Annotated in this window: 5 protein-coding genes; 4 read left to right on the forward strand and 1 reads right to left on the reverse strand. The window is 73.6% G+C overall.

Annotated elements, in window-relative coordinates; all coding sequences use genetic code 11:
• Window positions 1–305 precede the first annotated feature (305 nt).
• Window positions 306–2,969, reverse strand: a complete 2,664-nt coding sequence (locus AB0M16_RS35955; RefSeq protein ID WP_365350720.1) for a SpoIIE family protein phosphatase — start codon at window positions 2,967–2,969, stop codon at window positions 306–308.
• A gap of 437 nt (window positions 2,970–3,406) precedes the next feature.
• Here AB0M16_RS35955 and AB0M16_RS35960 point away from each other — a divergent pair, with 437 nt between their 5' ends.
• The 4 genes from AB0M16_RS35960 to AB0M16_RS35975 form a co-directional block, all read left to right on the forward strand.
• Window positions 3,407–4,276 (forward strand): metallophosphoesterase, encoded by an 870-nt coding sequence (locus tag AB0M16_RS35960; protein ID WP_365350722.1) that lies wholly within the window; start codon window positions 3,407–3,409, stop codon window positions 4,274–4,276.
• Window positions 4,277–4,338: 62 nt separating this feature from the next.
• On the forward strand, window positions 4,339–5,046 hold the full coding sequence (locus AB0M16_RS35965; RefSeq protein ID WP_365350724.1) for a 4'-phosphopantetheinyl transferase superfamily protein: 708 nt from the start codon (window positions 4,339–4,341) through the stop codon (window positions 5,044–5,046).
• Between the two features lie 144 nt (window positions 5,047–5,190).
• Entirely contained in the window at window positions 5,191–5,697 is a 507-nt protein-coding gene (locus AB0M16_RS35970; protein ID WP_365350726.1) for a flavin reductase family protein, read from the forward strand.
• 196 nt (window positions 5,698–5,893) lie between these two features.
• A partial coding sequence (locus AB0M16_RS35975; protein ID WP_365350728.1) for a beta-ketoacyl synthase N-terminal-like domain-containing protein occupies window positions 5,894–13,360 on the forward strand: 7,467 nt, incomplete at its 3' end.

Raw genomic sequence — 13,360 nt, forward strand, 5'->3', positions numbered from 1 at the left:
CATCAGCGTGCTCTTCGCGATGCTCCGCGACGGCACCTTCTACGAACCCAGAACCCCACGCCTCGCTTGACGAAAGACATAGAGGCACCCCCCCGACGTCCCCCTACGTCCCGGGGAAGACGGGGAAGACGGGGGAGACGGGGGAGACGGGGGAGACGGGGGAGACGGGGGAGACGTACCGGCTCCGCCCGTCGGCCCACCCGAGCGCGAAGGGGCCGACGGGCTCGCCGTCCTCCCTCCGGGCCCGGAGCGGGCCGGCCGGACCCGTCGTCCTTCCCAGACGACGGCGGCCGGGGAACCACAGGTCAGAAAAGGTCGCTGTCCGCGGTGGGCAGGACCTGTTCGGCCCAGATGACCTTGCCCTCCGGGGTGTACCGGGTGCCCCAGTGCTCGCTGAGCTGCGCCACCAGGAAGAGTCCGCGGCCGCCCTCGTCCATGGTGGCGGCGTACCGCAGGTGCGGGGCCGTGCTGCTGCCGTCCCACACCTCACAGGTCAGGGTGCGGTCGTGCAGCAGGCGGACGCGAACGGGTGCCGCGCCGTACCGCAGGGCGTTGGTGACGAGCTCGCTGAGGATCAGTTCCGTGGTGAAGGCGAGGTCCTGCAGGCCCCACTCCTCCAGCTGCTCGGCCGCCCGGGCGCGCACGGCGCCGACCTCGCTCGGGTCGAAGGGCACGTCCCACTGCGCGACCCGCCCGGGGCCCAGCGTCCTGGTCCGGGCGATGAGCAGCGCGATGTCGTCGGCCGGCCGGCTGGGGAGCAGTGCGTCGAGTACGGCGCGGCGGCTGGCGTGCGGGTTCCGATCGGGGTGGCTCAGTGCCGTACGCAGCCTTTCCACGCCCTCGGCGATGTCCCGGCTCCGCTCCTCCACCAGTCCGTCGGTGTACAGCACGAGCTGACTGCCCTCCGCCAGGTGCATTTCCATGGTCTCGAACGGCATGCCACCCAGCCCCAGCGGTGGGCCGGCCGGAAGTTCCGAGATCGTCGTCGTGCCGTCCGGGGCGACCACCAGCGGGGGCATGTGGCCCGCCCGTGCCATGGCGCAGCTCTGGGATACCGGGTCGTAGACGGCGTACAGGCAGGTCGCGCCCAGGACGCCGCCGTTCGGGTCGGAGCCGTCGCCTTCCTGGTCCATGCGCTGGACGAGGTTGTCCAGACGGGCGAGGAGCTCGTCGGGCGGCAGGTCCAGGGAGGAGAAGTTGTGCACGGCCGTGCGCAGCCGCCCCATGGTGGCGGCGGCGTGCAGACCGTGCCCGACGACGTCTCCGACGACGAGCCCGACGCGACTGCCCGGGAGCGGGATCACGTCGAACCAGTCCCCGCCCACCCCGGACTGGGCGGGCTGGTAGAAGTGCGCGACGTCCACGGCGCTCTGCTCCGGCAGGTCCTGCGGCAGCAGGCTGCGCTGGAGCGTCACGGCGAGGTGGTGCTCGCGGGTGTAGCGGCGGGCGTTGTCCATGGTGACCGCGGCCCGGCCGACGAGCTCCTCGGCCAGCGACAGGTCGTCCTCGTCGAACGGTTCCGGTTTCTGCGACCGCCAGAAGTTGACCACCCCGAGCACGACCCCCCTCGCCTTCAGCGGAGCCGCGATGAGCGAATGGATCCCGTAGTCGAGGATCGCCGACGTCCGCGGCGGGTCCTGGGCGTGCCAGCCCGGCGCGTCATGGAGATCGGGAACGAGTTCGGCCGCGCCCGTGCCGTACCCGCGGGCCTGCGGCGTGGACGGCAGGAAGTCGATCAGGCTGCCGAGCGGGTACAGCGGGTGATCGGAGCGGATGCCGCTGACCGCCGTGCGCCGCATGTCGGCGCCCGGGCCGGGCTCGTCGCCGTGCAGCACGGGGTCCGCCAGGTCGACGGTGACGAAGTCCGCGAACCGGGGAACGGCGACGTCGGCCAGCTCCTGCGAGGTGCGCACCACGTCGAGCGAGGTGCCGATGTCACCTCCGGCGTCGTAGAGCAGCTTGAGCCGTCTGCGGGCCGTCTCCGCCCGGCTGCTCAGGAGCTGCATCTCGGTCGAGTCGCGGATGGTGACCGCCGATCCCTCCGGCCGGCCCCGGGGGTGGGTGGGCCGTTGGTTGACCACGAGCAGCCGGTCCCCGGCCTCCAGCACCTCGTCCGTGGCCACCCGACCGGACAGCAGCAGTTCCGCCATGCGGCGATCCATGCCGACCTCGTCGACAGGGCGTCCCTCGGCGTCGTCCGGCAGGCCGAGCAGCCGTCTGGCCTCGTCGTTCGCCAGGAGCAACCGTCCCTCGCCGTCGGTGATCAGCACCCCTTCGCGCACGGCATGGAGCACCGCGTCATGGTGCTCGTACATGCGGGTCATCTCCTGCGTGCCGAGCCCGTGGGTCTGACGGCGCAGCCTGCGGCTGATCAGTGCCGTGCCGACGGTGGCCAGCGCCAGGCCGCCGGCGATGGCCAGGAGGATGACCGGGAGCTGGCGGTCGGCGATGCCGCTCACGCTGTCCACCGTCAGACCGGCCGACACGAGGCCGACGACCTCGCCCTGGGGCGAGGTGACCGGCACGATCGCCTGGATCTCCTTGCCGAGCGGCCCCTGCACGCTCTCGGTGTGCACCTCGCCGGCGAGCGAGGGCTCTATCGTGCCGACGAAGCGTTCACCGATACGTTCGGGCTGAGGGTGGCTGTAGCGGATGCCGTGGGTGTCCATCACCACGATGAAGTCCACCCCCGCGGCCTTGCGCGTGTCCTCGGCGGCGGGCTGCAGGACCGCGGACGGGTCCGGCGACTTCAGCGCCTCCTGCATGCCCAGGGACTTCGCGAAGGTCTGCGCGACCGAGACCGAGCGGTCGCGCGCCTCACGGTCGATGTCGTGCCGCGACTGCAGCACCAGGGCCAGCAGGGACCCGGCGGCGAGCAGCACCACGATCGCCACCTGAAGGACGAAGACCTGTCCGGCGACGCTTCCGAATCTTCTGCCTAGGCTCGACCGCACCGGGACGGGGGGCACGAGAGACGGGACGGGGTCACAAACCCAGTTGTAGCACTTTCCTTCGCCGCCCCCCGGCTCAAGGCCCCCGGCCGGACGGTCTCCGGGTGGCCGTCCGGTTCCCGGCCGGACGGTCTCCGGGGGCCGCGGCCCGGCGGGTTCCGGCGGTGGCGCCGCCGTCGAGGGGGGAGCGACCAGGCGGCTCCGCTCCCGTGCAGGACCGAACGCCCGGCTCCCGGGCCGCTGCACGCTCCGTGACCCCCTGGACGAGGACGGTGAGTCCCCCGCGAGGTCCGGAGGACAGGCCCTGGCTAGGGGCGGCTAGGGGTACCGGGGCCGGGCAGGTCTGACAGCCTACGGTTGCGCATTTCGTGCGGCGGCGAGAAGCCGGGCACGGGCGGGGCCGGCCTGGCACGGGGCCCGGGGTGCCGCCACGACCTCTGCTGGGACGGGTGAGGATGAACCGCGGAAACCTGCTGGCCATCAGCGATCTCCACATCGCTCACGAGGAGAACCGGAAGATCGTCGAAGGCCTGCGTCCCCGGACCGACCGGGACTGGCTCCTCGTCGCCGGGGACATCGGCGAGCTCGTCGAGGACATCGAGTGGGCCCTGCGCACCCTGCGTGAGCACTTCGCCCACGTCGTCTGGGCCCCCGGCAACCACGAACTCTGGACCCCCCGGCAGGACCCGGTCCGGCTCCGCGGCGTCGAACGGTACGACCACCTCGTGGCCCTCTGCCGCGAGCTGGGCGTCACCACCCCCGAGGACCCGTACCCCCTCTGGGAAGGACCACGGGGACCCGTCGCGGTCGCCCCGCTCTTCCTGCTCTACGACTACACCTTCCGCACCCACCCCCGGCTGACCCGGGAAGAGGCCCTCGCCGCCGCCCACGAGAAGGGGATCGTGTGCGTCGACGAGTTCTTCCTCTTCCCCGACCCGTACGCCAGCCGTCAGGAGTGGTGCGAGCACCGGGTACGGGAGACGGAGAAGCGGCTGGACGCCCTCGACCCCGCGCTGCCGCTCGTCCTCGTCAACCACTACCCCCTCGTCCGCGAACCCACCCGGATCCTCCGCCACCCGGAGTTCGCCCTGTGGTGCGGCACCGAACGCACCGCCGACTGGCACCTCCGCTTCCCCGTCGAGGCCGTCGTCTACGGGCACCTCCACATCCCCCGCACCACCTGGCACGACGGCGTGCGCTTCGAAGAGGTCTCCCTCGGATACCCGCGCGAATGGCGTCAGCCCTGGCACCGCCCCACCGTGCCGCCCCGCGTCGTCCTGTCCCGCCAGGGCCCGTACGGCGATCAGGGCGCGGCCCGGTCATGATCCGCCGCAGAGGCCCGAGCGGACGCCCCGCCCGCGCCGCCCCCCGAACCGAAGGACACCCCGTGCTCCAGCGGATCCTGCCGCACTGCGTCGCCGTCGCCGAAGCCCGCGACGACCCGCCGGAGGCCCGGCTGTACCCCGAGGAAGCCGCCCTCGTCAGCAGGGCGGAGGACGGCCGGCGCCGCGAGTTCACCACCGTCCGGCACTGCGCCCGCCAGGCCATGGCACGGCTCGGGGTGCCCACCGGCCCCGTCCTGCCCGGCCGGCACGGCGCCCCCCGATGGCCCGGCCGCACCGTCGGCAGCCTCACCCACTGCGACGGGTACCGGGGCGCCGCCCTCGCCAGGGACACCGACGTCCTCATGCTCGGCATCGACGCCGAACGCCACGCACCCCTGCCCCCCGGCATCCTGGAGGCCATCGCGCTGCCCCAGGAGCTGCGCCGGGTCTCGGACCACCGGGCCCGGCACGGCGCAGTGCACTGGGACCGGCTCCTGTTCAGTGCCAAGGAAGCGGTCTACAAGGCCTGGAACCCGCACACCGGCCAGCGCCTGGAGTTCGAGGAGGCCGACATCGCCTTCGACCCGGACGCCGGGACGTTCACGGCACGGCTGCTCGCCCCGCCCCCGGCCCAGCTCCTCGCCCCGCCCCCGGCCCAGCTCCCCGCCCCGCCGACGGGCGCTCCGGCCCTCCCGGACCGGCTCGACGGACGGTGGACCGTCGACGAGGGCCTGATCCTCACGGCCATCGCCGTCCCCACCCCGCGGTGACCCACGGGCGGGGCGGCGCAGAACAGGGGGCGCGGGCGTCAATAGGGGCCGACAGGGCTGGCGGGCCCTGCCCCGACGGCGCTTGCATGGCAAGCCGGGCGACGGCGCGCACCCGGCACGGTCCCGTCTGGAAGGAAGAATTTCATGTCCGCTGACGAACTGACGGACAGTTTCCGGCAGGCCATGGCCTCCTTCCCCAGCGGGGTGACCATCGTCACCACCGTGGACGAGGAGGGAACCTGGTGGGGGTTCACCGCCACCTCGTTCTGCTCGCTCTCCCTGAACCCACCCCTGGTCCTGGTGTGCCTGGCCACCAACGCCCAGTGCCACCCCGCCTTCTCGGCCGCCTCGTCCTGGGTCGTCCACATCCTGCCGAGCCGACACCACGAGCTCGCCCTCTGGTTCTCCACCAAGGGCGTCGACAAGTTCTCGCGCGGCGACTTCACCACGAACGCCCAGGGCCACCCCGTCCTCGACGGCGTCAGCGCCGTCCTGGAATGCGAGGCCAGCGCCCGCCACGACGCCGGCGACCACACCATCCTCGTCGGCAGCGTGACCTCGGCCCGGGTCTCCGACGAGGACCCCACGGTCTACTTCCGGCGCGGATTCCACACGCTCACCCCGCTGCCGGCCACCACCGCCGCCCGCTGAACCCGGCCCCGCCCCCTACCCGAACCGCCTGGCAGGGGTGGTCTACGGGTAGTGGCGCGACCGGCGCGGCAGCAGTATCGAACTCTCAGTCACGGCGCCCCGTTCGAGGCATCGAGGCGCCCGAGAACACGGTGGGCGGGGGCAGGACACGGCCTCGCGCCCCGGAACCGTCGACGAAACGGAGGCGCGAGGCGCCATGACCCATGTGCCCGATCACGCCGTCCTCACCGGTACCGCGCAGCCGGAGGCGATCGCCGTCATCGGCATGGCCTGCCGACTCCCGCAGGCAGCCGACCCCGCGGCCTTCTGGCGACTCCTCAGGGACGGCAGCAGCGCCATCACCCGGGCACCGCAGGGACGTTGGGACACGGCCGCCTCCGCACACCCGGCCGACGGTACGGACGGCGGCGCGGGCGACGGCCCGGCCGACGGCACGGGCGGCGCGGGCGGGGCGGGCGGCGCCGCGCAGCCGGTGGCCGAGCTGCGCCACGGCGGCTTCCTCGACCGGGTCGACACCTTCGACGGCGCGTTCTTCGGCATCTCCCCCCGCGAAGCACTCGAAATGGACCCGCAGCAGCGGCTCCTGCTCGAACTGAGCTGGGAGGCCCTGGAACAGGCCGGCATCGTCCCCGGAACCCTGCACGGCAGCGACACCGGAGTCTTCGTCGGCGCCATGTCGAACGACTACGCCGACCTCCTGCGCCAGGACCCGGCCCACGGCGCCACCCCGCACACCCTCGCCGGCAGCCAGCGCGCCATCATCGCGAACCGCGTCTCCTACACGCTCGGCCTGCACGGCCCCAGCATGACCGTCGACGCCGCCCAGGCTTCCTCCCTCGTCGCCGTCCACCTCGCCGTGGAGAGCCTGCGCCGCGGCGAGAGCACCCTCGCGCTCGCCGGCGGCGTCAACCTCAACCTCTCCGCCGAGACCGCCGCGACCGTCGCCCGGTTCGGCGGACTCTCGCCCGACGGCCGCTGCCACACCTTCGACGCGCGGGCCAACGGCTACGTACGGGGCGAAGGCGGCGGACTCGTCCTCCTGAAGCCGCTCGCCCGCGCCCAGGCCGACGGCGACCCCGTCCTCGGCGTGATCCTCGGCAGCGCCGTCAACAACGACGGCGCCACCGACGGCCTGACCGTGCCCGGCGCGGCGACCCAGAGCGCGGTCCTCCGCCAGGCCTGCCGCGACGCCGGCGTGGACCCGGTCGAGGTCCAGTACGTCGAGCTCCACGGCACCGGCACCAGGGTCGGCGACCCGATCGAGGCGGCCGGCGTCGGCGACGCCTACGGCACCGCCGCCCGCGCCCACGGCACCCCGCTGCGCGTCGGCTCGGCCAAGACCAACATCGGGCACCTGGAGGCGGCCTCCGGCATCGCCGGACTCATCAAGACCGTCCTCAGCATCCGGCACCGCCGGCTCCCCGCCAGCCTCAACTTCGAGACGCCCCACCCCGACATCGACCTCGACGCCCTCAACCTGGACGTCCAGCGCGAACTCGGCGACTGGCCGCGTCCCGACCGGACGCTGCTCGCCGGCGTGAGCTCCTTCGGCATGGGCGGCACCAACTGCCACGTCCTCGTCTCGGAGCCGCCCGCCCCCGCCGCCGCACCGCCGCACACCCCCGAACCGGCCGTGCGCGCGCAGCCCGTTCCCTGGATCCTGTCCGGCCGCAGCGAAGCAGCGCTCCGCGCCCAGGCGGAACGGCTCCTCGCCCACGCGACCGCCGCCCCGCACCACACGGCCGCCGACCTCGGCCGCTCCCTGGCCGCCCACCGCACGGCCTTCGAGCACCGCGCGGTCGTCCTCGGCCACGACCGCGAGGAACTCCTCGGCGGACTGGCCGCACTGGCGGCCCACGAGCCCGCCGCCGGACTGGTCCGCGGCCGCGTCCGCCAGACCGCCGGCCTCGCCTTCCTCTTCACCGGCCAGGGCAGCCAGTACGCCGGCATGGGCCGGGAACTGTACGACGCCTGCCCCGTCTTCGCCGAGACCCTCGACACCGCCTGCGGCCACCTCGACCGTCACCTGGCGGGCCACGTCGAACACGAGCTGCGCGACGTGCTGTTCGCCTCCGCCGGCACGCCCGAGGCGGCCCTGCTCGACGAGACGGTGTACACCCAGACCGCGCTGTTCGCCGTCGAGATCGCGCTCTTCCGCCAGTTCGACCACTGGGGGCTGCGCCCGGACTTCGTCGTCGGCCACTCCATCGGCGAACTGGCCGCCGCATGCGCCGCCGGCGTCCTCAGCCTGGAGGACGCCTGCGCCCTGGCCGCCGCCCGAGGCCGCCTCATGCAGGGGCTGCCCGCCGGGGGAGCCATGGGTGCGATCGAGGCGACCGAGGCGGAGGTCCTCGGCAGTCTCGCCGCCCACGGCGACCGGGTGTCGATCGCCGCCGTCAACGGCCCCGCCTCCGTCGTGGTCTCCGGCGACGAGGCCGCGGTCACCGGGATCCTGGACCACTGGAGCGGGCAGAACCGCCGGGTCAGCCGGCTGCGCGTCAGCCATGCCTTCCACTCCGCGCTCATGGAACCGGTCCTGGCGGAACTGAGGACCGTGGCGGAAGGCCTCACCTTCGCGCCGCCCACGACCCCGATCATCAGCAACGTCACCGGCCGGCAGGTCACGGCCGAGGAGATCTGCTCGGCCGACTACTGGGTGCGGCACGCCCGGCAGGCCGTGCGCTTCCACGACGGGCTGCACACCCTGTGGTCCCAGGGGGCCACCGTCTTCGTCGAGCTGGGCCCGGGCGGTGTCCTCGCGGGCATGGCCCGTGACGCCCTCGACGGCTTCGCCGACGAAGGGGGTCACCCCCCGGTCCTCGTCCCCGTGCTCCACCCCCGGCGGCCCGAGGCCCCCGCGGCGCTCGCCGCGCTCGCCTCGGCCCACGCCCACGGTGCCGCCGTGAACTGGCGGACCGTCCTGGCACCCCACGGCGGCACGCGCGTCGAGCTGCCGACGTACGCCTTCCAGCGCGAGCGGTACTGGCCGGAGGGGGGCGGTACGGCGCGGCTCGCGGCAGGTCCCGCGCCGGCCGGTGGGACGGTCGGCGCGTCGGGCGGTGGGCCGGCCCACGCAGCGGGCGGCGGGACGGTTCACGCGACGGGCGGTGGGGCGTCGGACGGCGGACCGGTGCCGGGGCGGACGGGCGCGGAGCACGTGCCCGGCCCTCGGCGGGACCTGGACGTGGCGCGGCTGGTCCGCGGCCATGTCGCCGCGGTCCTGGGCCGGAACGACGCGGACGGCATCGACACCGGGCTGGCGTTCCGGGAGCTCGGATTCGACTCGCTCATGGCCGTCGAACTGCGGGACCGGCTCGGCGCCGCGACCGGGCTCGGGCTCCAGAGCACGGTGCTGTTCGACCACCCGACCCCGGCGGCGCTGACGAGGTACCTTCGCGACGCGCTGGACACGGACGCCCGGGCCGACCACGGAGTCGCCGCCGTCCTGCCCGGGTACCTGGGTGCGGGCGCCGGTGCCGGTGCGGGTGCCGGTGCGGGAGTGAGCACCGAGGACGACCCCGTGGTGATCGTCGGCATGGCCTGCCGGTACCCCGGTGACGTGAGGTCGCCGGAGGACCTGTGGCGGCTGGTCGCCGAGGGCCAGGACGCCCTCTCCGCGTTCCCCGTCGACCGCGGATGGGACGTCGAGGCCACCGGCCCGTCCGGCCGGGGCGGGTTCCTGCACGATGCGGCGGAGTTCGACGCCGGGTTCTTCGGGATCTCCCCGCGCGAGGCGCTCGCGATGGACCCCCAGCAGCGGCTGCTGCTGGAGGTCGCGTGGGAGGCGCTGGAACAGGCCGGCATCCGGCCCGAGACCCTGCGCGGCAGTCGCACCGGCGTCTACGCCGGGGCCGTCGGACAGGAATACGTCTCGCTCACCCACGCGGGCCCCGAGGACGTCACGGGCCACCTGCTGACGGGAAGCACCCCGAGCCTCGCGTCCGGCCGCGTCTCGTACACGTTCGGGTTCGAGGGCCCGGCGATCACGGTCGACACCGCCTGCTCGTCGTCGCTGGTGGCGATGCACCTCGCCGCACAGGCGCTGCGCAACGGTGAGTGCACGATGGCCCTCGCCGGCGGCGTGACCGTCATGGCGACGCCGGGCATGTTCGTCGAGTTCGGCCGCCAGGGCGGGTTGTCGCCGGACGGGCGGTGCAAGGCGTTCGCGGATGCGGCGGACGGGACCGGCTGGAGCGAGGGCGTGGGTCTGCTGGTGCTTGAGCGGCTGTCGGACGCGCGTCGGAACGGGCACACGGTCCTGGCCGTGGTGCGGGGTTCCGCGGTCAATCAGGACGGTGCGTCGAACGGCCTGACGGCCCCCAGCGGTTCGGCCCAGCAGCGGGTGATCCGGCAGGCGCTGGCGAGTGCCGGTCTGTCGGCGGCCGACGTGGATGCGGTGGAGGCGCACGGGACGGGCACGAAGCTCGGCGACCCGATCGAGGCCCACGCCCTCCTGGCGACGTACGGGCAGGGGCGCACGGACGAACGGCCTTTGTGGCTGGGGTCGTTGAAGTCGAACATCGGACACAGCCAGGCGGCTGCCGGTGTCGGTGGTGTGATCAAGATGGTCCAGGCGATGCGGCACGGGGTGCTGCCCCGGACGCTGCACGTGGACGAGCCGTCGCGGCACGTGGACTGGTCCTCCGGTGCGGTGGAGCTGCTGACGGAGTCGGTGGAGTGGCCGGCGGGGGAGCGGGTCCGCAGGGCGGGTGTCTCCTCGTTCGGTATCAGCGGGACGAACGCGCACGTGATCATCGAGCAGGCCCCGGAGGCGGAGGCGGCCGATCCCGTGGCCGATCCCTCGGGCGGTGCGCTGCCGGTGGTGCCGTGGGTGGTGTCGGCGCGGTCGGCGGAGGGGCTGGCGGCTCAGGTGGAGCGCCTGGCCGACTTCATGGACGAGCGGCCGGAGCTGTCGCCGGTGGACGTCGGCTTCTCGCTGGCGACGGGTCGTGCGGCGCTGGAGCACCGGGCTGTGGTGGTGGGTGCGGGTCGTGAGGAGCTGCTCGCGCAGCTCGGCTCGGTTCAGCCGGTGCAGGCGCGGAGCGACGGCGGTACTGCCTTCGTGTTCTCGGGTCAGGGTGCTCAGCGTCTGGGGATGGGGCGTGAGCTGTATGCGTCATTCCCGGTGTTCGCTGAGGCGTTGGACACGGTGGTGGCGGAGCTTGATGTGCATCTTGAGCGTCCGTTGCGGGAGGTGATGTGGGGTGAGGACGCCGGTCTGCTGAATCAGACGGTGTTCGCGCAGGCCGCACTCTTCGCGGTCGAGGTGGCGCTGTTCCGGCTGGTGGAGTCGTGGGGTGTCCGACCGGATGCTCTCGCCGGTCACTCGGTGGGGGAGATCGCTGCCGCGCACGTGTCCGGGGTGTTGTCTCTGGCGGATGCGGCGGTGTTGGTGGCGGCGCGTGGGCGGTTGATGCAGGCGCTGCCGGAGGGCGGCGCGATGGTCGCCGTCGGCGCCTCCGAGGCCGACGTCCTTCCTCTGCTGACGGATGGCGTCGGTATTGCGGCGGTCAACAGCCCGTCGTCGGTGGTCGTTTCGGGTGTCGAGGATGAAGTCCTGCGGATCGCCGAGCATTTCGCCGAGCGGGGTGTTCGTACGTCGCGGTTGAAGGTTTCGCACGCGTTCCACTCGGTGTTGATGGAGCCGATGCTGGAGGAGTTCCGCACGGTCCTGGACGGGCTGGCGTACGGTTCCGCCCGTATCCCGGTCGTGTCGACCGTCACGGGTGAGACGGCTGCGGAGCTGGACTCGCCCGCGTACTGGGTGCGGCAGGTGCGTGACGCGGTCCGCTTCGCCGACGCCGTCACCACCCTCACCGCCCAGGGCGTGACCCGTTTCCTGGAGATCGGCCCCGACGCCGTACTCACCCCGCTCATCGACTCCGACCACGCGGTCCCGGCCCTGCGCCGGACGCTGGACGAGCCCACCGCGCTCGTCACCGCCCTGGCGCGCCTCCACGCCACCGGCGCCGCAGTCGACTGGACGGCGTACTTCGGCGGGACGGGTGCGCGGCGGGTCGAGCTGCCCACGTACGCGTTCGAGCACGAGCGGTACTGGCTGGCCGCGCCCGTCGCGGCCGGTGATGCGGCCGGTCTGGGGCTCGAGGCGGCGGTGCACCCGTTGCTGGCGACGGCGACGGAACTGCCGGACGGGAGTCATCTGTTCACGGGGCGGATGTCGCTGCGTGAGTACCCGTGGCTCGCGGACCATGCGATCGCGGGGGCGACGATCCTGCCCGGTACGGCCTTCGTCGAGCTGGCGCTGTACGCGGCCGAGGTCACGGGGTGCGACGAGATCGAGGAACTCGTCCTGCACGCACCCCTCGTCCTCACCGGCTCGGACGGCGTCCACTTCCAGCTGACCGCCGGCGCACCCGACGCCTCCGGACGCAGGGAGTTCACGGTCCACGGCCGGTCCGACGCGGGTGGTCTCGGCGTCGCTTCGGCCGAAGAGGTCCCGTGGATCCGCCACGCCTCCGGAACGATGACGGTGGCGGTCGCCGGGCGTGTGGGGGCGCAGGAGGGTGCCTGGCCGCCGGTGGGTGCCTCCGCCGTCGAGATCACCGACCTGTACGACCGGCTGGACGCCCAGGGGTACTCGTACGGTCCCGCGTTCCAGGGGCTGCGGGCCGTCTGGACGAAGGGCGAGGACACCTTCGCCGAGGTGGTCCTGCCCGCCGGGCCCGCGGCCGACGCCGAGCGCTTCGCCGTCCACCCGGCCCTGCTGGACGCCGTGCTGCACGCGATCGTCCTCGACGACTACGAGGGGCGGGACGAAGGCCGACTGCTGCCGTTCTCGTGGTCCGGCATCCGGCTGAGCGGTGCGGGCGCCTCGGTCCTGCGGGCCCGGCTGACCCGTACGGGCGAGCGTTCCCTGTCCCTCTTCCTGAGCGACGTGTCCGGCGCCCCGGTGGCGTCCGTCGAGTCCCTCGTCCTGCTGCCCACCACCGGCGAGCGGGCGCCCGAGGCGGGCGGCACCCGGCACGCGTCGCTGCTGGGGATCGACTGGCGTGCGGTGACGCCCGGTCCCGAGAACGCCGCGCGGTGGGCCGTCCTGGGTGACGACACGCACGACACCTTCGGCGCCGTGGAGATCCCGGGCGCCGAGGCCGGGACCCACGCCGACGTGGCCGCGCTCGGCCGGGCCATGGACGCGGGAGCCGCGGCTCCGGACGTCGTCGTGGTGCCGGTCGTGACGGGCGAGGACGCGCCGGAACCCTCCGCCGCGCGGCTGACCGCGCACCGGGTGCTCGACGTGGTCCAGAACTGGCTCGCGGACGACCGTCTGGCCGCCGCCCGCCTGGTGTTCCTCACGCGCGGGGCCGTCGCGGTCGACTCCCCGGCGGAGGTCACCGACCCCGCCTCGGCCGTGGTGTGGGGCCTGGTGCGCTCCGCCCAGTCCGAGAACCCCGGCCGGTTCGTCCTCCTCGATGTCGACGCGGTCCCCGCGTCCGCGCGGGCCTTGCCGTCGGCCCTGGCCACCGGCGAGCCGCAGCTGGCGGTACGCCAGGGCGTCTGCCGCGTTCCCGCCCTCACCCGCTCCGTCCTCGCACCCGAGGCGGACGGTCTCCTTCCGTCGTTCGGTGGGGAGGGGACGGTGTTGGTGACGGGGGCGACGGGTGCGTTGGGTGGTTTGGTGGCTCGGCATTTGGTGTCGAGGTGG

The organism is Streptomyces sp. NPDC051921, assembly GCF_040680975.1.
GTDB lineage: Bacteria > Actinomycetota > Actinomycetes > Streptomycetales > Streptomycetaceae > Streptomyces.